The following is a 21,447-nucleotide window of genomic DNA, read 5'->3' on the forward strand; positions in this document are numbered from 1 at the left end:
TCGTTGGAGGACCGGCGAGCCGACTCGCCGCCGTGGGGTCTGCTTCCGGTCTGAATGGAAGCGTTTCCGGTTCGAGGATGGAGGCCGCGTGCCCTTCTGTCAAGACCTCATTCAGGCGCGGATCGCCCGACAGGCGCCCGCAGCACGGCGCGTGGGTCGAAACGCTTCCGGTCAGCCGTCGGTTACGCTGCGCGCATGCCCCGCAAGGCCGAGTCCCCCGGCAAGGTGACGATCGTCGAGATCGCCCGTCTCGCGGGCGTCGGCGTCGGCACCGCCTCGCGCGCCCTCGGCCGCGGCAAGGACGTCGCCCCCGCCACCCGCGAGCGCGTCCTGCGGGTCGCCGCGGAGCTCAACTACGTCGTCTCCCCCGAGGCCTCCCGCCTGGCCAAGGGCACCCGCGGGCGCGTGGCCGTCGTCGTCCCGCACCTCTCCCGCTGGTTCTTCGGCGAGGTCGTCGAGGGGCTCGTCCGGGTCCTCCACGCCGCCGACCTCGACGTGCTGCTCTACCACGTCGCCGACCCCGAGGAGCGGCGCGACTTCTTCACCCGCCTCCCGGCGCGGCGCAAGGTCGACGCGGTCGTCGTCGTCGGCTTCCAGGTCGACCCCGACGAGCAGAACCAGCTGGCGACGATGGGCGTGCACATCGTGGCCGCGGGCGGCCAGAGTGCGGCCTACCCGTCGGTGCACATCGACGACCACACCGCCGCCCGACAGGCCGTCGACCACCTGCTCTTCCTCGGGCACCGCCGCATCGGGATGCTCGAGGCCCACGACCCGGCACAGCCCGACCTGGCACCCACGCGCTCACCGGCCTACGCCGAGGCGCTGCGCGAACGGGGCCTGCCGGTCGACCCCTCGCTCGTCCTCGCGTCGTCGTGGAGCGGGGAGAACGGCGCCGCCCTCATGGCGCGGCTGCTCAGCCTCCCCGAGCCGCCGACCGCCGTGTTCGCGCACTCGGACGAGGTCGCGCTCGGCGCCGTCCGCACCCTGCGCCGCAGCGGACTGCGCCCCGGGGTCGACGTCTCCGTCATCGGCATCGACGACCATCCGCTCGCGGAGCTCACCGACCTGACGACGGTGCGCCAGCACCCCTCCGCCCAGGGCGCGGTGGCCGGCGACATGGTCGTGACGCTCCTCGGGGGCGGGTCGCTGCCCGACGAGTCCGTCATCGCGCCGACCGAGCTCGTCGTCCGGTCGTCGACCGGTCCGCCGCCCCGGGCGACCTCCCGGCACGCCTGACTCGTCAGCGGGCGTAGACCTCGAGGTCGACGGCCTTGGCGGACAGCCAGACCCGCTGCCCGGCCGACAGCCCGAGGTCGGCCACGGCCGCGGGCGTGATGTCGACGAGGCACGACGGCTCGCCGTCGAGGTCGAGCCGCACGCGGTCGGTGAGCAGCGTCAGCCCGGAGATGGTCGCCGCCCACGTGTTGCGCGCGCTCGAGGGGCCCGGTGGCTGCGCGCTGACCGTCACGGCGGAGGGCCGCAGGGCCACGAGCACCTCGCCGCGCTCGCCGTGGTCGGGGACGACGAACCGGCCCCCACCCTCCAGCGCGACCCCGTCGGCATCCGCCGTCCCGGCGTAGAGGTTGAGCCCGACGAGGCGCGCGACGTACTCCGTCGCCGGACGCCGCGCGACCTCCGCGGGGCTGCCCTCCTGGACGACGCGACCGCCCTCGAGGACGACGAGCCGGTCGGCGAGCACGAGCGCCTCGAGCGGGTCGTGGGTGACGAGCAGGCTCGGGCCGCCGAACTCGGCGAGGTGCGTGCGCAGCTCGGCCTGCACGTCGAGCCGGGTCCGGGCGTCGAGGGCGGACAGCGGCTCGTCGAGGAGCAGGAGGTCGGGCGAGCCGGCCAGCGCGCGCCCCAGCGCCACGCGCTGCGCCTGCCCGCCCGACAGCAGGTGGGGCCGCCGACGCGCGAGGTCGGCGAGCCCGAGACGCTCGAGCCACTCCGCGGCGACGGCCCGGGCCTCGGCCCGCGAGCGCCCGCGGACCCGCGGCGAGAACGCCACGTTGTCGAGCACCGAGAGGTGCGGGAAGAGGCGGTAGTCCTGGAAGACGAAGCCGACCGGGCGGTGCGCCGCCTCAACGAAGGCCCCCGTGCTCGCGTCGTCGAGCACGACGTCGTCGAGCCGGATGCTCCCACCCACCAGCGGCACGAGCCCCGCGACGGCGCCGAGCAGCGTCGACTTGCCGGACCCGTTGGGCCCGAGGACGGCCAGCACCTCCCCCGGCGCCGCGCGCACCGCGGCGTCGAGGACGAAACCACCCCGGCGCACCTCGACCCGCGCCTCCAACCCGCGGCTGCTCACACCGTGCCTCCGCGCAGCCAGCGGTCGCGCAGCGCGACGAGGATGGCGACCGACACCAGTAGCAGGACCAGGCTGAGGAGGATGGCGGCGTCCGGGTCGGTCTCGAGGGCGTAGTAGACGGCGATCGGCATCGTCTGCGTGCGCCCCGGGAAGCTGCCGGCGAAGGTGATCGTCGCCCCGAACTCGCCGAGCGCCCGCGCCCAGCAGAGCACCGCGCCGGCCGCGAGCGACGGCGCCACCATCGGCAGCGTGACCCGCCGGAAGACGGTCATCCGGCCGGCCCCGAGCGTGGCCGCGGCCTGCTCGTAGCCCTGGTTCGCCGCCCGCAGCGCCCCCTCGACGGTGACGACGAGGAACGGCATCGCGACGAACGTCTCGGCCATGACCACCGCCACCGGGCTGAACGGGATCGTCAGGCCGAACCACTCGTCGAGCCAGCGACCGAGAAAACCGTTGCGCCCGAACGCGAGCAGCAGGGCCACGCCACCCACGACCGGAGGCAGCACCAGCGGCAGCGTGACGAGTGCCCGCACGAGCCGCAGCCCCGGGAAGCTGCTGCGCGCGAGCAGCCAGGCGAGCGGCACCCCGACGACGAGGGCGATGACGGTCGCGACGCTCGAGGTCCACAGCGACAGCCTCAGCGCCTCGGACGCCTGCGACTCCCTCAGGATGCGCCAGGCGTCCCCCCAGGGCGCCCGCACGACCAGCCCCAGCAGGGGGACGACGAGGAAGGCGACCCCGACCATGGCCGGCACGAGCAAGGGTGCCGGCGGCCGACGAGACGCCCCGCCCGTGCTCGCGCGCCGCTGCCGCTCACGTGCGTCCAGGGTGACCGGACGGGCTGTGGCAGAACCGGGCCGGCCGCGACGTGTCCCGTCGCCGTGCGAGCTCACGGCTGCTCGAAGCCGGCCGCCGTGAGGACCTTCGCCCCCTCCGCCGAGAGCACGTAGTCGACGAACGCCTTCGCGGTCGCGGCGTTCGGGGCGTCGCCGAGCGCGGCGATCGGGTAGCTCGTGGAGGCGTTGACGTCGGCCGGGATCGGGATGCCCTCGACCTTGTCGCCGGCGGCACGGACGTCGGTGACGTAGACGACCCCGGCATCCACCTCGCCGAGCGTGACCTTGCTGAGCACCGACTTCACGTCGGGCTCGAGGGTCACCGGCTTCACCGTGACGCCCGCGTTGGCGAAGACCTTGGCCGCGGTGGCACCGCACGGCACCTGCTCCTGGCACAGCGCCGTCTTCACGCCCGAGCCGGCCAGCGACTCGACCCCCGTCACCCCGCCGGGGTTCGACGGCGGGACGGCGATCTCCATCACGTTCTGCGCGAACGTCTTCGGGTCAGTGGCGGCGCCGGCCGAGACCACCGCGTCCATGTTCTTCGCGCTCGCCGACGCGAAGACGTCGGCGGGCGCGCCCGAGGTGACCTGGGTCGCGAGCGCCGAGCTCGCGCCGAAGCTCAGCGTCACCGTCGTCCCGGGGTGCGCGGCCTCGAACTGCTTCGCGATCGTCGTGAAGGACTCGGTGAGCGACGCCGCGGCGAGCACGGTGATGTCACCCGTCACCTGGCTGCTCGCCGACGCGGACGACCCGCCGCCCGCGGTGGTGGACGCGGCGGGGCTCGACGAGCCCGACCCGCACCCCGCGAGGCCGAGCCCCGCGACGAGGACGACGCAGGTGATGACGGCACGGCGCACGGTGGCTCCTCGTAGACGACGGGTGGTGGTCATCGGACGACGCTCACCGGCTGCTCGGGATCTCGACGGACACGTTGGTGGCCTTCATCGCGGCCACGGCGAGCACCCCCGGCTCGAGGCCGAGCTCGTCGGCGGCCTCCCGGCTGAGGAGCGAGACGAAGCGGTGCGGCCCGGACTGGATCTCGACCTGCGCCATCACGCCGTCCTTGAGCACCCGCGTCACCAGCCCGGTGAAGCGGTTGCGGACCGAGGCCGCCGCGACCTCTCCCACGTCGAGGTGCGCACCCTCGGCCGCGAGCTCCTCGGCGAAGCGGGCGAGGACGGGGCCCTCGACGGCCCGCCGCCCCGCGGCATCGGTGACGGTCTCGAGCCGCCCGGCGTCGGCCCAGCGACGCAGCGTGTCGTCGCTGATCCCCAGGAGGTCGGCCGCTTCGCGCATCCGGAAGAGGTGCATGCACGGACCCTAACCGCAGGTGCGGCCAGAATCCACGGATCGGCGCGAACCTGCCACTTCTCGTCGGGTCATCGTCCGCGCCTGAGCCGGCCTCGGGACGCCGACGGCCGCGGACCGGTGGTGCGCGGAGGCGCCCCGGCCCGCGGCCGTGTCGTGGGTCAGGCGGAGGTCAGAGCGTGACGACCATCTTCCCGGTGTTCTCGCCGCGCAGGACGCCGAGGAAGGCGTCGACGGCGTTCTCGAAGCCCTCGACCGAGGTCTCGCGCTGCGACAGCGTGCCGTCGGCCAGCCACCCGGCGGCGGTCGAGAAGTACTCGCCCGCGAGGTCGTAGTGGTCGCCGACGAGGAAGCCCTCGATGCGGCCGCGGGTCTGGATGAGGCGCGCGAGGTTGCGCGGGCCCGGGGCCGGCTCGGTGTCGTTGTAGACCGAGATCATCCCGCAGACGGCGATGCGGCCGCCGAGGTTGAGCGAGCCGATGGCGGCCTCGAGGTGCTCGCCGCCCACGTTGTCGAAGTAGACGTCGATGCCGTCCGGCGCGAGCTCGCGCAGGTGGTCGGCGACGCGGCCGTCGCGGTAGGAGAACGCCGCGTCGAAGCCGAGGTCCTCGGTCAGGTGGCGGACCTTCTCGGGCGAGCCGGCCGAGCCGATGACGCGCGAGGCACCCATCGCCTTGGCGATCTGGCCGACCGCACCACCGACGGCGCCGGCGGCCCCGGAGACGAAGACGACGTCGCCCTCCGTGAGGGCGGCGACGCGCTTGAGGCCGGCGTAGGCGGTGAGGCCGGTCATCCCGAGGATGCCGAGGTAGGCGGACGCCGGTGCGGCAGAGGTGTCGACGACGCGCGCGTCCTTGGCGTCGAGGACGGCGACCTCGCGCCAGCCCAGGCCGTGGAGGACGTGGTCACCGACCGCGAACCCGTCCGCGCGCGACTCCTCGACGACGCCGACGGCGCCGCCGTTCATCGCCTCGCCGACCGCGTAGGGGGCGGCGTAGGACTTGGCGGCGCTCATCCGCCCGCGCATGTACGGGTCGACGGAGAGGACGACGTTGCGCACGCGCAGCTGGCCCTCGGCCGGCGCGGGGACGTCGCTCTCGGCGAGCTCGAAGTTCTCGGGCGTCGGCCAGCCGGTCGGGCGGGACGCCAGGCGCCACTCGCGTGCGGTGGTCGAGGAGCCGGTGGTGTCGGTCATGGGTGGACCTCCAGGGGTGTCGGGGACGTGGACCGAGTGGTTCCAACGCCACCGGGGCCGGGGTCTATGCCGTGACCTCGTTCACCCGCCGGAGGTCGCCGCGCCGGCGCCCGTGCGCCGACGGATCCGTCAGCCCTCGCGCGAGCGCCGCGCCTCCTCGACCCGCCGGGCCCGTTCGCGGCGCAGCTTCGCCTGGGGGTCGTCCTCGGTGCCGAGCTGCGCCGGCCCGAACACGCTGGTCAGGAGGTACCGGACCCGCCACCCGAACCGGTAGCCCAGCGACAGTCCCTCGGAGCCCGCCACGGCGGCCACCTCTCCTCGTGCGCGGACGGTGACGCCCGCGTGCTCGTGCCTCGACCCGTCCAACCTACGGGATGCGCACCGCCGGCGATTTCCGTCTCCGCGTCGTGGGCCGCTACGGTTGGTGGCGAAAGGGAGTAGTCCCCAATCGCCGTGTCGACACACTGACCCCCGGGTCCGGTACGGCGGGCCACCTCGGGTGGCGGACGAGACTTTCGGCCAGAAGCACGCCCGTCCAGTCACGCGTGCCGGCCGAGAGGTCCGTCCCGCGGCACTCCTCGTCCGGCACGAGGAAGAGCCCCCACCACATGTACGCGTTCCTGCTCAGCACTGCCGTCATCTTCGTCGCCGAGCTCGGCGACAAGAGCCAGCTCATGGCGATGACCTTCGCGACGCGCTACCGCGTCCGCGACGTCCTCATCGGCATCACCGCCGCCACCGCCATCGTCCACCTCGTCTCCGTCGGCATCGGCGCCGCCGTCGGGACCGCCTTCGAGCAGTACCAGGGGACGATCTCGATCGTCGCCGGCGTCGCCTTCCTCGTCTTCGCCGCGTGGACCCTGCGCGGCGACGAGCTGACCGAGGACGAGGCCGACAAGGCCCGCCGCAGCACCGGGGCGGCGCTCCTCGCCGTCGGTGTCGCGTTCTTCCTCGCCGAGCTCGGCGACAAGACGATGCTCGCCACCATCACGCTCGCGACGCAGGAGGGCTGGTTCGGTACCTGGATCGGCAGCACCGTCGGGATGGTCGCCGCCGACGCGCTGGCCATCGGCGTCGGCGCGGTCCTCGGCCGCAAGCTGCCGGAGAAGGTCATCAAGTACGGCGCGGCCGCCGCGTTCCTCGTCTTCGGCCTGCTCCTCATCGCCCAGGGCGCCGGATGGCTCTGAGCCCCGCCGCGGGCGGTACGCCTGCCGGCCCGACGACCTCGGTGGCGCTCGACCTGCGCACCGAGGTCGTCACGGCCGGCGAGGTCGCGTTCTGCCTCACCGTCGCCGGGCACCTCGACCGCGACGAGTCGCTGGCGGTCACCGGCCCCGACGGGCACCCGCTCGACGCCCGCGAGGTCGGGCTGCACCACCACACCCGCCTGCACGTGGTCGACGCCCCGCGGGGCGAGCTGTCGGTGCGCTACCGCGCGACCGTCCGTCGCGACCTGCTCGACCCGGCGCCGGTCACCGACGCCGACCGGTTCACCTACGTCCTGCCGAGCCGCTACTGCCCGAGCGACCGCGTGCAGGGCTGGGCGACATCCGAGTTCGCCGGTGTCGACGACCCGTGGGACCTCGCCCGCCGCGTCGCCGCGTGGGTCCACGACCGCACCGCCTACACCCCCGGCTCCACCGACGCCGGCGACGACGCCCTCGTCCCGCTGCACACCGGGCAGGGCGTCTGCCGCGACTACGCGCACCTGACGGTCACGCTGCTGCGGGCCCTCGAGGTCCCGGCCCGCTACGTCTCGGTCTACGCCCCCGGCCTCGACCCGATGGACGCGCACGCCGTCGTCGAGGCGGCGGTCGGCGACGAGTGGCGCCTGCTCGACGCGACCCGGCTCGCGCCCCGTGCGTCGATGGTGCGCACCGGCACCGGGCGGGACGCGGCGGACGTCGCCCTCATGACGACGCTCGGTGCCGAGACCGGTCCGTTCGCGATGGACGTCACCGCGACCGCGGACCCGGACCTGCCGGTCGAGGACCCGGACGCGGTGGTCGTGCTCGGCTGAGCCCGGTCCGCCGGCGCGTGGTCCCATCCGTGGCGCAGGACCTGGGGTCATCACCCCGGTTCTCACGCCACCGGACGCGCCATCAGCGACACTCCGGACCCGGCGGCGTCGAGACCACGGTTCGTCCGCGAGACCCCGGCTCCGAGCCGGGGTCTCGCGGACATTTCGGGGTGACCCCGAAATGTGGTGACGCGAGGGACGCGTGGGGGGTGAGGGGCGGTCAGGCTTCGAGGGGGCCGGAGAGGGCGCCGCCGCAGTGGTAGACGTCGGGGCGCCCGGGCCAGATGGTGCCGGCCTCGCGCATCTCGTGGTCCAGCTCGTTGCGCCAGGTGCCGCGCTCGTCGACCCAGAAGCGCGCCGCGTGGTCCCAGAGCCGGCGGTACCAGCCCTCCCAGTGCGGGTCGCCGGTCAGCCGGACCATCGACGCCGAGAGCTGGATGCCCTCGCACACCGGCCAGTGCAGGCGCACGTCCGCGACGGGAGCGCCCTCCCAGTCGACCGTGTAGACCAGGCCCGGGCGACCGTCGAGGGCCCAGCCGCCGTCGAGCGCCCGTCGCGCCAGGGCGTCCGCCGACTCGACGAGCCAGTCCGGCGACCCGACGAGCGGCGAGGCGTCCAGCTGGAGGAGGAAGCGCGCCCACTCGAGCGAGTGGCCGAAGGTCGCGCCGTACGGGCGGAAGGGGTGGTTCGGCTCGTCCCGGTTGTACTCGGGCAGCACCTGCCAGTCGGCCGAGAAGTGCTCCGGCAGCAGCCAGCCGTTCTCGCGGGCGGCCCGGTTGATCAGCCGGTCGGCGATGTCGAGACCGCGCTCGTGCCAGACGGCGTCACCGGTGGCGTGGCCCATCGCGAGGAAGGCCTCGAGCCCGTGCATGTTGGCGTTGGCGCCGCGGTAGTCCTCGGAGTCGCTCCAGTCGGCGGCGAAGGACTCCCGCAGCGACCGCGAACCCTCGTCCCACAGGTGGGTGTCGACGACCTCGACCACCTGGTCGAGCAGCGCCCGCGCTCCCGGGTGCCCGACCCCGAGGGCCGCGGAGGCGGCGAGCCCGACGTGCACGTGGTCGTACGTCGCCTTGCGCGTCTCGGTCCCCGGCTGGGTCAGCCAGCCGCCGTGCCGGGCGTCGGCGTGCAGCCCGGTGAGCGAGGCCATCGCGTGGTCGAGCAGCTCCCCCGAGCCCGGGACGCAGTGCCGCACACCGGCGGACGCGGAGTACGCCATCCGCGCCGTGAGGAACAGCATCGGCGGGTGGTCCGGCAGGGGGGTGCCGTCGGCGTCGAGGTGGTGGAAGCCGCCCTCGGGCCGGATCGAGCGCAGGGCGAAGCCGAGGACGTCGGACAGTCCCCGGCCGAGCCACTCGCGGTGGGTCGGGTCGTCGAGCCAGCTGGTCACAGGTCCTCCACGGACAGGCGGTAGGTCAGGGTGTGGGTCTCTCCGGGGCCGACGGTCACCACGTCGGCGAGCGCGTTGGCGGCCTCGACGCAGACGAAGCGCGGCCACTCGTCGCCGATGTCGGGGATCCCGGGGCCCTTGTCCGGGCCGGGGTTCCAGACGACGCGGTCGGCGGCGCCCTCGGTCTCGACGCGCAGCCGGCGGCCGAGCACGGGGTCGGTGACGGTGACGGCCGCGTCCGAGCGGTAGACGCGGTCGGTCTCGCCGTCGAGGACGAGGTCGCCCCGCTGGGTCTCGTCGCGCCCGGTCACCTTGTCGTGGAAGCGTGCACCGTCGAGGCCGCCGATGCTCACCTGCCGCACGTCACCCACGGCGAGGTAGGCGTGCAGGGCCTCCTCGACGACGACGGGCTCGCGCCCGGGGTTGGTCGTCGAGAGCGAGACCTCGAGCTCGCGACCCATCCGGGCGACGAGCTCGAGCCGGTAGGGGTGCGGCCACTGGAGGCTGCCGGAGTCCCGCGACGACAGGCCCATCCGCACCGTGCCGCCACGGGCGTCGGCGACCTCCTCGAGGAGGTGCCAGCGCGTCGAGCGCACCCATCCGTGCGAGGGCGCCTTGTCGCCGTAGCGCCCCGCGCCGAACCAGGGCCAGCACACCGGGATCCCGGCGTGCGGCGGCGTGCCGGAGCGCACCGGCAGCGTCGGGTGGGAGAAGAGGACCGGCTCGGAGCCGACGGGGTGCCAGCGCAGGACGAGCGCCCCCTCGTCGAGCACCTCGCCGGTGCAGTCCGCCCCCGAGACCGGGTGCGAGGTGGGGGCGTCGTCGGTCACCGGCCCACCGTAGTGAGGCGTGCCGCGCTCGTGCACGTCGCGTCCACACGGGACGGCCCGGCGGGAGGGGTCCCGCCGGGCCGTCCGGTGTCGTGCGTGGGGGTCAGGAGCGTTCGGGCTCGAGCTCCGGGCGCCGCGTGGCGTCCGGGTCGTCGTCGCCCCGGTCGACGCCGTTCGCCTCGTCGCGCTTGTTGGCGATGATGCTCGTCGTCGTGACGAGCGCGAGGATGCCGACGATGACGCCGAGCGAGGCGAGGGTCGGGACCTCCGGGGTGCCCGGCCAGACGCCGTGCGCCCAGTGCAGGACGAGCTTGACGCCGATGAAGGCGAGGATCGCCGCGAGGCCGAAGCCGAGGTGGCGCAGCGCGCCGAGCAGGCCCTCGAGGACGAAGTAGAGGGCGCGCAGGCCGAGCAGGGCGAACGCGTTGGTCGCGAAGACGAGGTAGGCGTCGCCGGTGATGCCGAAGACGGCCGGGACCGAGTCGACGGCGAAGACGATGTCGGTGCCGAGGATCGCGACGGCGACGAGGCCGAGCGGGGTGAGGGCGCGCTTGCCCTTCTCCTTGACCGTCAGGTGCGGGCCGCGGTAGTCCTCGACGACCGGGAAGAACCGGCGGAGCAGCTTGACGGTGCGCAGCGAGCCGATGTCGACGGCCTCCTCCTCGTCGGACATCGCGTCCTTGAGCACCTTGACGGCGGTGATCAGGAGGATGACGCCGAACAGGAGGAAGGTCCACGCGAACATCGAGATCAGCTGCGCCCCGACGGCGATGAAGATGCCGCGCAGGATGAGGGCGCCGGCGACGCCGATGAGCAGCACGCGCTGCTTGAGCTCGTCCGGCACCGCGAAGGCCGCGAGCAGCAGCATGAAGACGAAGAGGTTGTCGACCGAGAGCGACTTCTCGACGAGGTAGCCGGTGTAGTACTCGAGGCCGCGGTCACCGCCGTACTGCGACCAGATGAAGACACCGAAGGCGAGGGGCAGGGCGATGTAGAAGCTCGACCAGCCGACGGCCTCCTTCATCGACACCTCGTGCGGCTTGCGCGTCAGCACGAAGTCGAGGGCGAAGAGGCCGAGGACGGCCGCGATGGTGACGCCCCACAGCAGGGGGGTGCCGACGGACTGCTCGGTGGCGGCGGCGGGCTCGGCCGCCGCGACGAGGGTGTGGAGGGATGGCATGACGCTCCTCGGGGCACGATCGTTGTCCCGAGGTCTCCTTCACCACACCGGGGTGTGGCGCCGCCCCGGGAGCACCATGGGATGCTCGTACTGACCGGTGACGGACTTGGGAAGTACTCCCCTCGTCGTGACCAAGGCTACCGGCGGGCCGATCTTTTCCCCAAGTCCGTGTGCGGAAAACCGCCCAACCTTCGACGCCCTCGCCGGCCCGGGGCAGGACCCGGGACCGACGGTCGGGACCCGGTCGGTGGCCGACCTCAGCCGCGGACGGCGGCGTACCGGTCGAGGGCCTCCTGGCGCTCCTCGGCGTGGTCGACGATGCGCTCCGGGTAGCCGTGGGCGTAGCCGTCGTCGTGGTTCCACGGCTGGTGCGCGGCCTTGCCCGACAGGTGCCGCAGCTCCGGCACCCAGCGCCGGACGTAGTCGCCGGTCGGGTCGAACTTCTCGCCCTGCGTGACCGGGTTGAAGACCCGGAAGTACGGCGAGGCGTCGGTGCCGGTGCCGGCCACCCACTGCCAGCCGTGGTTGTTGGAGGCGAGGTCGCCGTCGCAGAGGTGGTCGAGGAAGTGCCGCGCCCCGACCGGCCACCACACGTGGAGGTCCTTGGTGAGGAAGCTCGCGGTGATCATCCGGACGCGGTTGTGCATCCAGCCCTCGGCGAGCAGCTGCCGCATCCCGGCGTCGACGACGGGGTAGCCGGTCTCGCCACGGCGCCACGCCTCGACGGCGTCCTCGGGCTCGTCGTAGCGCATGCCCTTCAGGGCCGGTCGCAGGTCGGACCAGGCGCTGCGCGGGTTGTGGAAGAGCACGTCGGCGTAGAACTCGCGCCAGGCGAGCTCGTCGCGGTAGGTCTCGACCCCGGTGCCGCTCCGGTCGGCCAGCTCGGCGAGCAGGGTGCGCGGGTGCACGACCCCGAGCTTGAGGTAGGGCGACATCCGCGACGTGGCGTCGAGGGCCGGGCGGTCGCGGTCGTCGTCGTAGTCGGTGAGGGCGTCGTCGCGGAAGGCCCGGAAGCGGCGCAGCGCGGCCTCCTCGCCGACCGGCGGCAGGTCGGGCAGGTCGGCGGCGGAGAGAGCGGCGTCGAGCGCCGCGGTCGCGTCGGCGTCGTTGCGGGCGTGCCGCAGCGGCAGGGTCCGTGGGGTGGGCGCCGGCTCGGGCCATCCGTGCGAGCGCCAGGCCTTGGAGAACGGGGTGAAGACCTTGTAGGGGTCGCCGGAGCCGTTGGTCACCAGGCCCGGCCCGACGGCGTACGGGGTGCCGGTCTCGACCCACTCGACGCCCTCGGCGAGCGCGTCACGGACGGCCTCGTCGCGCCGCAGCCCGCCGGGGGTGGTCTCGCGCGAGACGTGGACGCTGGAGGCTCGCACGCGCTCCGCGAGGGCGGGCACGACCTGCCGCGGGTCGCCGTGGAGGAGGGTGAGCGAGCCGTCGAGCGTCTCGTCGAGGTCGCGCAGCGTCGCCGCGAGCCAGGCGCGGCGCACCGGCCCCCCGCGGTCCCAGAACCGCGGGTCCACGACGAAGGCGACGACGAGGTCGCCGTCCCCCGCCGCGTCACGGGCCGCGAGGAGCGCCGGGTGGTCCCGGCGGCGCAGGTCGCGGCGGAGCCAGAGGACGGAGGTCATCGCGGGTCGCTCCTCAGGAGAGGCGGTCGAGGACGGGGGGCAGGAGGAAGAGCATCCCGAGGGACCAGGTGAGGTGGGTGACGATCGGGCCGAGGATGCCGCCGGTCACCCGTCGCTGCAGCCCGACGACGACGCCGACGACCGCCGCGGCGAAGACGAGCAGCGGGATGGCCGAGGTGGCGGTCACGAGGGCGTAGACGACGGTCGTCACCGCGACGGCGTGCTTGCGGCCGACGCCCGCGTAGAGGGCACCGCGGAAGTACAGCTCCTCGGCGACCCCGTTGACGACCGTGATCACCGCGACGACCCAGAGCGAGCCGTACCGGGCGTGGTCGAGCAGCTGCTGCACGGGGTCGCGCAGGAAGGGGATCTGCGCGACGACGACCGAACCGAGCAGGAAGACCCCGAGCAGCAGCGCGCCGAGCGCCAGCGACTGCACGACCGGCCGGCTGTCGGTGCGCCCCGCACGCGAGTGGGCGCGGCCGAGGTGCAGCGGCCCCGAGACGAACGCCCCGACCGCCCAGACGAGCGCCAGCGCGAGGGTCGCGAGGTAGAAGGTCGGGTCGCCGGGCTCGATCCGCAGCGCGTACGCGAGGATGCCGGCGCCGACGAGCAGGGTGACGACCGCGACGACCCGGCGCCGACGGAAGGCCCGGTCGGTCTCGGTGTGGTCGCGCGGGACGGGGTCGACGAGCGCGGCGCGGACGAACGCGCGCAGCTCGGCGACCGGCCGGACGGACGTGGCCATCGGACTCAGCCCGACGACCCGCTGCCACCCCCGGCCCACGAGGGGTCGGCCGCGGTGACCCGGGCGGGGTCGACGGTGCCGGGCTCGGGACGCGGGTCCGCGTCGTCGCCGGCGATGGCGTCGGTGACGGCGCGGTCGAAGCCGAGCGCGCCCTGCGGGGGCGGGCCGACGAGGTCGTCGACGTCGTGCTCCTCGCAGACGACCTCGTGGAGCAGGCTCTCGACGAGCGGCTTGGCGACCCCCGTGGGCACCGGGGTGACGAACCCGACCCACTGGCTGGCCAGGCGGGGCGTCAGCACCGGCACGGTGAGGACGGTGCGCGGCAGCATGCCCCCCAGCCTCGCGAAGCGGGTGATCATCTCGCGGTAGGTCAGCACCTCCGGGCCGCCGATGTCGAACGTGCGGTTGACGTCCGGCGGCAGGTCGGCCGCGCCGACGAGGTAGTGGAGGACGTCGCGCACGGCGATCGGCTGGATCCGGTTGTCGAGCCACTTGGGGGCGACCATGACCGGCAGCCGCGAGGTGAGGTGGCGCAGCATCTCGAAGGACGCCGAGCCGGACCCGAGGATGATCGCCGCCTGCAGCACCGCGGTCGGCACGCCGCTGGCCATGAGGAGGTCGCCGACCTCGACGCGGGAGGCGAGGTGGTCGCTGAGCGGGCCGTCGTCGGGATGCAGCCCGGAGAGGTAGACCAGGCGGCCGACCTCGGCCTCGTAGGCGGCGAGGCCGAAGGCGCGGGCCATCTCGCGGTCGCGCTCGACGAAGTTGCCCGCGCCGTCCATCGAGTGCAGGAGGTAGTAGGCGACGTCGACGTCGGCGAGCGCCTCGGCGAGGGTGGCGCGGGAGGTCGCATCCCCCTCGACGACCTCGGCACGCTCGCGCCACAGGCGCCGGTCGAGCTTGGTGGCGTCGCGCGTCAGCACCCGGACCGTCCAGCCCTCGTCGAGGAGGGCCGGCACGAGCCGGGAGCCGATGTAGCCGGTGACGCCCGTGACGAGGGCTCGGCGGCCGGCGCCGCGGGAGTCGCTCACCGGCGGTCCAGCACGTCCTTGAGCTGGGCGGCCGTCTTGTCACCCAGCCGCTCGAGCAGCGGCGTCATGAGCGGGCCGACGAGGGCGACGATCCCGCTGAAGTCGAACTCCGCCTTGTACGTGACCTCGGAGCCGGTGCCGTGCGGCCGCACGGTGATGGTGTCGTGGCTCGTCGCGGCGTCGTTGCGCCCGACGATGACGACGTGGTCCTCGCCGAGCTCCTCGGTCGTGTACTCGAGCTCGACGGTGTTGCCGGCGAACTTCGAGACGTTCTTGTACGTCGTGCCGACGCCGCCGTCGCCGCTGACCCGCTCGCACGAGACGGTGCCCGCGTCCCACTCGGTCGCGTTGCGGAAGTCGGCCAGGTAGGGCAGGACGTCGGACGGGGGTGCGGTCGTCGTGATGGTGCGCTCCACCGTGGTGCTCATGCGGTGTCCCTTCGTGAGAAACGGATCTGGGCCACGTCGAGGTAGCCGGTGGCGAAGCCCGCCTCGCAGTACGCGAGGTAGAACTCCCACATCCGGCGGAACGTCTCGTCGAACCCGTACCGCTGGATGTCCGGCCACTGCGCGTTGAAGCTCTCGCGCCAGCGACGCAGCGTCTCGGCATAGTCGGCGCCGAAGCCGTGGACCCTCTCTACCCGCAGGGTGGTCGACTCACGCGTCACGTCGCGGATCGCCTGGAGCGAGGGGATGAGGCCGCCCGGGAAGATGTACTTCTGGATCCAGCCGAAGGAGCCCTTGGTCGCCAGCAGCCGGTGGTGCTCCATGAGGATGGCCTGCACGGCGACGACGCCGCCCGGCGCGAGCAGCGCGTCGATCTGTCGGAAGTAGGTCTCCCAGTACTCCTCCCCGACGGCCTCGATCATCTCGACGCTGACGACCGCGTCGTACTCGCCGGTCGTCTCGCGGTAGTCCTGGAGCAGCACCCGGACGCGGTCGGTGTACCCCGCGGCGGCGATGCGCTGCAGCGCGAGGTCGCGCTGTTCCGCCGAGAGCGTGACCGAGGTGACGGTGGCGCCGCGGGCGGCCGCCCGGATGGACAGCTCGCCCCAGCCGGTGCCGATCTCGAGGACACGGGAGCCCTCGCGGACGTCGGCGGCGTCGAGGATCGCCTCGACCTTGCGCACCTGCGCCTCGTGGAGATCCTGCTCGGCGACCGGACGGGTCGGGTCGAACAGCGCCGAGCTGTAGGACATCGACGGGTCGAGGAAGGCCGCGAAGAGGTCGTTCGAGAGGTCGTAGTGCGCGCTGATGTTGCTGCGCGAGCCCTCGAGCGTGTTGCGCTGCGCCCGCGGGATGGCCCGGTCGACGAGTCCGCGCAGCGACAGCAGCGGCTTGGGCACGAGCTCACCCATCCGGGCCGCGAACGGGGCGAGCGCCCGCGCGAGGTCGGTGCCGTCGGCGACGCGCCAGTCGCCGGCCATGTACGCCTCGCCGAGGCCGATCTTCGGGTGCGCCTCCAGCCGGCGGAACATCGCCCGCGGCCGGACGACCTCGAGCACCGGCGAGTCCGGTCCGCCGGCGCCGACGACGGTGCCGTCGGGGTAGCGCATCCGGACCGGCATCGGCTTGACGGCGACCTCGGTGATGGCCTTGGCGACCGCGCCCCGCGTCAGGACGTGGGGGAAGCGCAGCGCCGGGGTGGCGAGCTCGAGGCGGGGGGTCTCTGCGGTCATCGGACGGTCTCCAGTGAGTTCTCGGGGCGGGGTCGGACGGGCAGCCTCCGCAGCCACAGCCAGATGCCGTGGACGCGGATGAGCGCCGTGACCCGCTGGGGCATGAGCGGGTACCGCAGCGCCGTGCGGGCGACCTGCGCGGTGGTGGCCGCGCGGGGGCGTCCGGTGACGGTCGCGGTGACGAGGGGTTCGTCGCGGGTGCGCAGCCGGATGGCCACGCCGACGGTCCTGGGGGTGAGGGTGAGGCGGATGGCGTACTCGCCCTCGACGTCGTTGAACGGCGAGACGTAGAAGTCCTTGTCCATCGAGGCGCGGCCGCCCTCGTCGGGGCGCAGGACGTAGGCGTGCCGGCCGCCGTAGGTGTTGTGCACCTCGACGAGCACCGCGCGCAGCGCACCGTCGGAGGCGAACACCCAGAAGGCGGACATCGGGTCGAACACGTGCCCGAGCACCCGGGCGTGCGACAGCATGACGACCCGGTCGTGGGCCGACGTCGGCACGCCGTCGCGCTCGAGGACGCGCAGGACGTTGGCCTTGAGGGCCGGGATGCCCGGGTTGCCGGCGAGGTGGTCCTCTGCGCGGAACGTGGCGAAAGGCCTGAGCGGCAACGGGACCCGCGGCATGTCGTCGAGGTCGACGAGCCACTGCGTGTGCTTGTGCGTGAACGAGTGACGCACCGGGCGGTGCCGCGTGTGGTGCACCTGCCCGACGACGATCGAGGGGAGGGCGGGCAGGTCGGCGGTGGTGGTCATCGGGTCACCACTCGACACCGAAGGCGCGCGCCGCCTCCACCCCCGAGCGGCAGCCGTCCTCGTGGAAGCCCCAGCCCTGGTAGGCGCCGGCGAACGCCGTGCGGTCCGTGGTGATCTCGGGCAGGCGTCGCTGGGCCCGGACGGCCGCCACGTCGTAGAGGGGGTGGGTGTACTCCATGGTGGCGACGACGCTACCGGGGTCGATGCGCTCGGTGGCGTTCAGCGTGACGTAGAAGGGCTCGCTGTCGGGGATGCCCATGAGCTTGTTCATCCAGTACGTGACGACGGCGCCCTGCGCCGGGTCCCCGACGAGGTAGTTCCACGACGAGCGCGCGAGCCGGGCGCGCGGCATCAGCGAGCCGTCGCGGTGCAGGACGGTCTCGTTGCGGGAGTAGCGGAACGCCCCGAGGACCTCCTTCTCGGCGGGCGTCGCGTCGGCGAGCAGCCGCAGGGCGTCGTCGGCGTGAGTCGCGACGACGACCTGGTCGTGGCGGTCGAGCCGCCCTCCCGCCGTACGGATCTCGACACCCTCGGGGGTGCGGGCGACGGAGGTGACGGGGTCCCCGACGTGGACCGCGGGCAGGCGGGCGGCCAGCAGGTCGACGTAGGTGCGGGAGCCGCCGACGACGGTCATCCACTGCGGGGAGTCGCCGACCGAGAGCATCCCGTGGTGCTGGAGGAAGCGGAAGAGGTACCGCGCCGGGTAGTCCAGGGCGTCGCCGCCGCCGCTCGACCAGACGCAGGCGACGACCGGCACGGCGTACAGCCGGGTGAAGGACTCGGGGAAGCCGTGCTCGCGGATGAACTCGCCGTAGGTCGTCGTGTCCTCGTCGTCGGTCTCGTCGAGGAAGCGAGCGGCGAGGCCGTGGAAGCGCTTGACGGAGCGGAGCATCCCGACGTACTCGCGGTCGAGCAGCTGGCGGGGCCGGGCGACGAAGCCCTTGACCCCGCGGCCGCCCGCGTACTCGAGGCCGGTCGAGGCGTCCCGGATGCTCATCGACATCTCGGTGTCGCGCGCCTCGACGCCGAGCTCGCGGAAGAGGCGGCGCAGGTGCGGGTAGGTGCGGTCGTTGTGGACGATGAAGCCGCTGTCGACCCGGACGTCGCCGCTCGCCGTCGGGACGGTGTGGGTGTGGGCGTGGCCGCCGAGGCGGCCCTCACCCTCGTAGAGCGTGACGTCGTGGGTGGACGAGAGGACGTGTGCCGCAGTCAGACCGGAGACTCCGGCGCCGACGACGGCGATGCGCCGGCGAGCGTCGGGGCTCGCCGCGGGGTGGGTGGGCATGGCCACGACCGTAGAACCTTTCATCGAATGTCGTCAAAGGTTTGTCAAATCTCTGCCGAGCGCCTACCGTGGAGGACGTGAGGCGTTCGGTTCCGCCATCGATGCGGATTGGAGAGCTGGCCACCAAGGTGGGGGTCAGCACCCACGTGCTGCGTGCGTGGGAGTCCCGCTACGGGCTGCTGACCCCGGTCCGCAGCAGCGGCGGCTACCGGCTCTACGGGGCCGACGACGAGCGCCGCGTCCGCGACGTCCTGGCCCTGCGCGAGCAGGGCGTCAGCGCCATGGAGGCGTGCCGGCAGGTGCTGGCCGCCGAGCGCGCCGGCAACGCCGCGACCGGCATCACCACCGACGACGTCGAGGGCGAGCCGACGACCAACGGTCACACCGTCGACCCGATGCGCACCGACCCTCCGCTGCTCGTCACCCAGCTGCTCGACGCGGTCACCGCGCTCGACGAGGACCGCGCGCACGCCGTCCTCGACACCGCGTTCCTCGACCGCTCCGTGGAGAGCGCCATCGTTGACGTGCTCGTCCCGTTCTTCGTCCGGGTGGGCGAGATGTGGGAGCTCGGGCGCATCGGCATCGCCCAGGAGCACTTCGCCTCCAGCCTCGTGCGGCGGCGCCTCGGCGCCCTGTCGCTCACCTGGGGCATCGGCACCGGCCCGGTGGCCGTGCTCGCGTGCCCGCCGGGCGAGTTCCACGACATCATCCTCCTCAGTTTCGGCGTGCTGCTCGGCCGGGCCGGATGGCGCATCCGCTACCTCGGTCCGGACACCCCGATCGCGTCGCTCGCGTCGGCCGCCGACCTCACCCAGCCGGACGCCGTCGTCCTCGCCAGCCGCCGCCCCTCGGGCTTCCGGGCGCACGCACCGGCCCTGCGCCGGCTCGCCGAGCGCCACTCGGTCTGGCTGGCCGGCCGCGGCACGACGCCGCGCGTCCTCGACGAGATCAAGGCCTACCACCTCGGCCCCGACCTCGTCGGTGACGTCACCGAGCTGACCAACGCCGCGCGGGAGCGCCGCCGGGCGCAGGCCCAGGAGCAGGACGCGGGCGACGGGGCATCCGCGACCCGGACGGACTCCGAACCCCGGTCGTGACCACACCCGACGGGCCGGGCGCTGCAGCCAGCGCCCGGCCTTCCCCTACCCCCCACACCCCAGGAGCCCCCGTGACGCTGACCGACCGGAGCACGACGAGCACCTCGACGCAGGGGCTCGCCCCCCGCATCGAGGCCGCCCTGCGCCCCCTCCTCGCCGGCCCCCTGCCCGTGCGGCTGCGGGCCTGGGACGGCTCCGAGGCCGGCCCCGAGGGCGCCATGCTCGTCGAGCTGCGCTCGCCGCAGGCCCTGACCCGCCTCCTCTGGCACCCGGGCGAGCTCGGCGCCGCGCAGGCCTACGTCACCGGCGAGATCGAGGTGCACGGCGAGATCGGTGACGCCCTCGACCTCGTCCGCGAGACGGTGGCCGCGCGCAGCCTCCCGCCGCTCACCCCGGCCCGCGTCGCGCGGATGCTCCCCGACCTCGTCCGGCTCGCCCGTGACGCCGGGGCCCTCGCCCGCCCGCCGGCCCCGCCGGCCACGCAGGCCGTCATCAAGGGGCGGCTGCACTCGCTGGCCCGCGACCGCGCCTCGATCAGCCACCACTACGACCTCTCGAACGAGTTCTACGAGTTCCTCCTCGACCCGCACATGGCGTACTCGTGCGCGTTCTACGCCGACGGTCCGCAGATGCGCCTCGAGGACGCCCAGGCCGCCAAGCTCGACCTGGTCTGCCGCAAGGTCGGCCTCCAGGAGGGCATGCGCTTCCTCGACGTCGGCTGCGGCTGGGGCTCGCTGTCGCTGTACGCGGCCGAGCACTTCGGGGCGCACGTCACCGGCGTGACGATCGCCGCCGAGCAGAAGGCGTTCATCGACGAGCGGATCCGCGAGCGCGGGCTCCAGGACCGGGTGCAGATCCGCCTGCAGGACTACCGCGAGGTGCACGACGGCCCGTACGACGCCGTCGCGTCGCTCGAGATGGGCGAGCACGTCGGCGAGAAGAACTACGACACCTACGCCGAGGTGCTGCACCGCAACGTCAAGCCCGGCGGGTACGTCCTCGTCCAGCAGATGTCGCGCTTCCGCGGCCACCACCCCGGCGGCGGCCCGTTCATCGAGCAGTTCATCGCCCCCGACATGACGATGCGGCCGGTCGGCGACACCCTGACCTTCCTCCAGGGCGCCGGCTTCGAGGTCCGCGGCGTGCACGCCCTGCGCGAGCACTACGTGTGGACGGTCGAGGCCTGGCACCGCACCCTCGAGGAGAACTGGGACCGCGCGGTCGAGCTCCTCGGCGAGGAGGGCGCGCGGGTCTGGCGCCTCTACCTCGTCGGTGGCGCGCAGGCCTTCCGCGACAACCGGATGGGCGTCGACCAGCTGCTCCTCCGCCGCACCGGCGGCCCGGCCGTCGTCTCGGACCCCGCGCGCTGATGGACGGCTTCTCCGGAGGGACGCTCGGCGTCGTCCTCGTCGCGTCCGCCCTCACGTCGCTCGTGGCCATGGGCGCCACGGCGCTGTGGTCGAAGCGGGTCGGCAAGTACGCGGTCGTCGACATCACGTGGGGCCTGGTCTTCGTCGCGATCGGCTGGGTCGCGTACCTGGCCGGCCAGCACTCGGGCCGCTCGCTGCTGCTCGCCGTGCTCGTCACCCTCTGGGGTGGCCGGCTGGCGTGGCACATCCGCGGGCGTGCGCTCGGGCAGGGCGAGGACCCGCGCTACGCGAAGATGCTGTCGGGCGTCCCCGAGGAGAAGCGGTTCCGCACCGCCCTGGTCAAGGTGTTCGGCACCCAGGGCGCGGCGGCGTGGTTCGTGTCGCTGCCGCTGCAGGTCGCGGCCGCCACCGACTCGGCCCTCGGCTGGGTCGCGGCGCTCGGCGTCCTCGTCTGGCTCGTCGGCGTGACCTTCGAGTCGGTCGGCGACGCCCAGCTCAAGGCGTTCAAGGCCGACCCCGCCAACAAGGGCAAGGTCATGGACCGCGGCCTCTGGGGCTGGACCCGCCACCCGAACTACTTCGGCGACTCCGCCGTCTGGTGGGGCATGTGGGTCGTCGCGGCCGAGGCGTGGCCCGGGGTGCTCACCGTGCTCTCGCCGGTCGTCATGACCTACTTCCTCGCGTTCGCGACCGGGGCCCGGTTGCTGGAGTCCGAGATGGCCAAGCGTCCCGGCTACCCGGAGTACCAGGAGCGCACGAGCATGTTCTTCCCGCTCCCCCCGAAGAAGAAGTGA

22 protein-coding genes are annotated in these 21,447 nt (G+C 73.6%); 6 read left to right on the forward strand and 16 right to left on the reverse strand.

Annotated elements, in window-relative coordinates:
- The first annotated feature begins 195 nt into the window (after positions 1-195).
- Positions 196-1,239, forward strand: coding sequence for a LacI family DNA-binding transcriptional regulator (locus J3473_RS16865; RefSeq protein ID WP_207025040.1), 1,044 nt, complete (start codon positions 196-198; stop codon positions 1,237-1,239).
- Between the two features lie 4 nt (positions 1,240-1,243).
- Here the strand turns inward: J3473_RS16865 and J3473_RS16870 are convergent, their stop codons facing one another.
- From J3473_RS16870 to J3473_RS16895, 6 genes are all read right to left on the reverse strand, one after another.
- A complete protein-coding gene (locus J3473_RS16870) occupies positions 1,244-2,311 on the reverse strand; it encodes an ABC transporter ATP-binding protein (protein WP_242525935.1) in 1,068 nt (355 codons plus the stop codon).
- The gene (locus J3473_RS16875) at positions 2,308-3,057 is read right to left on the reverse strand and encodes an ABC transporter permease (RefSeq protein ID WP_207025041.1); all 750 of its coding nucleotides are present in this window, start codon (positions 3,055-3,057) and stop codon (positions 2,308-2,310) included. Before J3473_RS16875 ends, J3473_RS16870 begins: the two co-directional genes overlap by 4 nt.
- A gap of 143 nt (positions 3,058-3,200) precedes the next feature.
- On the reverse strand, positions 3,201-4,040 hold the full coding sequence (modA, locus tag J3473_RS16880) for a molybdate ABC transporter substrate-binding protein (protein WP_207025042.1): 840 nt from the start codon (positions 4,038-4,040) through the stop codon (positions 3,201-3,203).
- 10 nt (positions 4,041-4,050) lie between these two features.
- On the reverse strand, positions 4,051-4,461 hold the full coding sequence (locus J3473_RS16885; RefSeq protein ID WP_030526880.1) for a molybdopterin-binding protein: 411 nt from the start codon (positions 4,459-4,461) through the stop codon (positions 4,051-4,053).
- Between the two features lie 169 nt (positions 4,462-4,630).
- The gene (locus J3473_RS16890; RefSeq protein WP_207025043.1) at positions 4,631-5,653 is read right to left on the reverse strand and encodes an NADP-dependent oxidoreductase; all 1,023 of its coding nucleotides are present in this window, start codon (positions 5,651-5,653) and stop codon (positions 4,631-4,633) included.
- Between the two features lie 129 nt (positions 5,654-5,782).
- Positions 5,783-5,956 (reverse strand): hypothetical protein, encoded by a 174-nt coding sequence (locus tag J3473_RS16895; protein WP_226902022.1) that lies wholly within the window; start codon positions 5,954-5,956, stop codon positions 5,783-5,785.
- A 305-nt stretch (positions 5,957-6,261) separates the two neighbouring features.
- Here J3473_RS16895 and J3473_RS16900 point away from each other — a divergent pair, with 305 nt between their 5' ends.
- On the forward strand, positions 6,262-6,840 hold the full coding sequence (locus J3473_RS16900) for a TMEM165/GDT1 family protein (RefSeq protein WP_030526883.1): 579 nt from the start codon (positions 6,262-6,264) through the stop codon (positions 6,838-6,840).
- Positions 6,831-7,673, forward strand: a complete 843-nt coding sequence (locus J3473_RS16905) for a transglutaminase family protein (protein WP_207025044.1) — start codon at positions 6,831-6,833, stop codon at positions 7,671-7,673. The genes J3473_RS16900 and J3473_RS16905 overlap by 10 nt, the downstream gene beginning before the upstream one ends.
- 220 nt (positions 7,674-7,893) lie before the next feature.
- On the opposite strand, the gene J3473_RS16910 is transcribed toward J3473_RS16905, so the two are convergent.
- The 10 genes from J3473_RS16910 to J3473_RS16955 all read right to left on the reverse strand — a co-directional run bounded on the left by J3473_RS16910 (position 7,894) and on the right by J3473_RS16955 (position 18,186).
- On the reverse strand, positions 7,894-9,060 hold the full coding sequence (locus J3473_RS16910) for an AGE family epimerase/isomerase (protein ID WP_207025045.1): 1,167 nt from the start codon (positions 9,058-9,060) through the stop codon (positions 7,894-7,896).
- On the reverse strand, positions 9,057-9,890 hold the full coding sequence (locus J3473_RS16915; RefSeq protein WP_207025046.1) for a D-hexose-6-phosphate mutarotase: 834 nt from the start codon (positions 9,888-9,890) through the stop codon (positions 9,057-9,059). The genes J3473_RS16910 and J3473_RS16915 overlap by 4 nt, the downstream gene beginning before the upstream one ends.
- 103 nt (positions 9,891-9,993) lie before the next feature.
- On the reverse strand, positions 9,994-11,070 hold the full coding sequence (locus J3473_RS16920) for a TerC family protein (protein WP_207025047.1): 1,077 nt from the start codon (positions 11,068-11,070) through the stop codon (positions 9,994-9,996).
- A 257-nt stretch (positions 11,071-11,327) separates the two neighbouring features.
- Complete coding sequence (locus J3473_RS16925) at positions 11,328-12,692, reverse strand: deoxyribodipyrimidine photo-lyase (protein ID WP_207025048.1); 1,365 nt, start codon at positions 12,690-12,692, stop codon at positions 11,328-11,330.
- Positions 12,693-12,705: 13 nt separating this feature from the next.
- Positions 12,706-13,440, reverse strand: coding sequence for a CPBP family intramembrane glutamic endopeptidase (locus J3473_RS16930; protein WP_030526889.1), 735 nt, complete (start codon positions 13,438-13,440; stop codon positions 12,706-12,708).
- A gap of 5 nt (positions 13,441-13,445) precedes the next feature.
- Positions 13,446-14,471, reverse strand: a complete 1,026-nt coding sequence (locus J3473_RS16935; protein ID WP_030526890.1) for an NAD(P)H-binding protein — start codon at positions 14,469-14,471, stop codon at positions 13,446-13,448.
- Complete coding sequence (locus J3473_RS16940) at positions 14,468-14,899, reverse strand: SRPBCC family protein (protein ID WP_030526891.1); 432 nt, start codon at positions 14,897-14,899, stop codon at positions 14,468-14,470. The genes J3473_RS16935 and J3473_RS16940 overlap by 4 nt, the downstream gene beginning before the upstream one ends.
- Positions 14,896-16,149 carry a cyclopropane-fatty-acyl-phospholipid synthase family protein gene (locus tag J3473_RS16945; protein WP_207025049.1) on the reverse strand — a complete coding sequence of 418 codons (1,254 nt, stop codon included), beginning with the start codon at positions 16,147-16,149 and terminating at the stop codon, positions 14,896-14,898. The genes J3473_RS16940 and J3473_RS16945 overlap by 4 nt, the downstream gene beginning before the upstream one ends.
- Entirely contained in the window at positions 16,146-16,901 is a 756-nt protein-coding gene (locus J3473_RS16950; RefSeq protein WP_207025050.1) for a DUF1365 domain-containing protein, read from the reverse strand. Before J3473_RS16950 ends, J3473_RS16945 begins: the two co-directional genes overlap by 4 nt.
- Before the next feature lie 4 nt (positions 16,902-16,905).
- Complete coding sequence (locus tag J3473_RS16955; protein WP_207025051.1) at positions 16,906-18,186, reverse strand: NAD(P)/FAD-dependent oxidoreductase; 1,281 nt, start codon at positions 18,184-18,186, stop codon at positions 16,906-16,908.
- A gap of 101 nt (positions 18,187-18,287) precedes the next feature.
- Between J3473_RS16955 and J3473_RS16960 the strand changes: the two genes are divergently transcribed.
- The 3 genes from J3473_RS16960 to J3473_RS16970 all read left to right on the forward strand — a co-directional run bounded on the left by J3473_RS16960 (position 18,288) and on the right by J3473_RS16970 (position 21,447).
- The gene (locus tag J3473_RS16960) at positions 18,288-19,283 is read left to right on the forward strand and encodes a B12-binding domain-containing protein (RefSeq protein ID WP_207025052.1); all 996 of its coding nucleotides are present in this window, start codon (positions 18,288-18,290) and stop codon (positions 19,281-19,283) included.
- A gap of 71 nt (positions 19,284-19,354) precedes the next feature.
- Positions 19,355-20,653, forward strand: a complete 1,299-nt coding sequence (locus J3473_RS16965; protein WP_030526896.1) for a cyclopropane-fatty-acyl-phospholipid synthase family protein — start codon at positions 19,355-19,357, stop codon at positions 20,651-20,653.
- Positions 20,653-21,447, forward strand: coding sequence for a DUF1295 domain-containing protein (locus J3473_RS16970; RefSeq protein ID WP_030526897.1), 795 nt, complete (start codon positions 20,653-20,655; stop codon positions 21,445-21,447). Before J3473_RS16965 ends, J3473_RS16970 begins: the two co-directional genes overlap by 1 nt.

Origin of the sequence: Phycicoccus sp. DTK01 (assembly GCF_017312765.1) — a bacterium.
GTDB lineage: Bacteria > Actinomycetota > Actinomycetes > Actinomycetales > Dermatophilaceae > Phycicoccus > Phycicoccus jejuensis.

Bases quoted from the DNA above. Each gene is read 5' to 3' on its own strand.
- J3473_RS16865 (WP_207025040.1), top strand. From the start codon at position 196: ATGCCCCGCAAGGCCGAGTCCCCCGGCAAGGTGACGATCGTCGAGATC.
- J3473_RS16875 (WP_207025041.1), bottom strand. From the start codon at position 3,057: ATGGTCGGGGTCGCCTTCCTCGTCGTCCCCCTGCTGGGGCTGGTCGTG.
- modA (WP_207025042.1), bottom strand. From the start codon at position 4,040: ATGACCACCACCCGTCGTCTACGAGGAGCCACCGTGCGCCGTGCCGTC.
- J3473_RS16885 (WP_030526880.1), bottom strand. From the start codon at position 4,461: ATGCACCTCTTCCGGATGCGCGAAGCGGCCGACCTCCTGGGGATCAGC.
- J3473_RS16890 (WP_207025043.1), bottom strand. From the start codon at position 5,653: ATGACCGACACCACCGGCTCCTCGACCACCGCACGCGAGTGGCGCCTG.
- J3473_RS16900 (WP_030526883.1), top strand. From the start codon at position 6,262: ATGTACGCGTTCCTGCTCAGCACTGCCGTCATCTTCGTCGCCGAGCTC.
- J3473_RS16905 (WP_207025044.1), top strand. From the start codon at position 6,831: ATGGCTCTGAGCCCCGCCGCGGGCGGTACGCCTGCCGGCCCGACGACC.
- J3473_RS16920 (WP_207025047.1), bottom strand. From the start codon at position 11,070: ATGCCATCCCTCCACACCCTCGTCGCGGCGGCCGAGCCCGCCGCCGCC.
- J3473_RS16925 (WP_207025048.1), bottom strand. From the start codon at position 12,692: ATGACCTCCGTCCTCTGGCTCCGCCGCGACCTGCGCCGCCGGGACCAC.
- J3473_RS16930 (WP_030526889.1), bottom strand. From the start codon at position 13,440: ATGGCCACGTCCGTCCGGCCGGTCGCCGAGCTGCGCGCGTTCGTCCGC.
- J3473_RS16940 (WP_030526891.1), bottom strand. From the start codon at position 14,899: ATGAGCACCACGGTGGAGCGCACCATCACGACGACCGCACCCCCGTCC.
- J3473_RS16945 (WP_207025049.1), bottom strand. From the start codon at position 16,149: ATGACCGCAGAGACCCCCCGCCTCGAGCTCGCCACCCCGGCGCTGCGC.
- J3473_RS16950 (WP_207025050.1), bottom strand. From the start codon at position 16,901: ATGACCACCACCGCCGACCTGCCCGCCCTCCCCTCGATCGTCGTCGGG.
- J3473_RS16955 (WP_207025051.1), bottom strand. From the start codon at position 18,186: ATGCCCACCCACCCCGCGGCGAGCCCCGACGCTCGCCGGCGCATCGCC.
- J3473_RS16960 (WP_207025052.1), top strand. From the start codon at position 18,288: ATGCGGATTGGAGAGCTGGCCACCAAGGTGGGGGTCAGCACCCACGTG.
- J3473_RS16970 (WP_030526897.1), top strand. From the start codon at position 20,653: ATGGACGGCTTCTCCGGAGGGACGCTCGGCGTCGTCCTCGTCGCGTCC.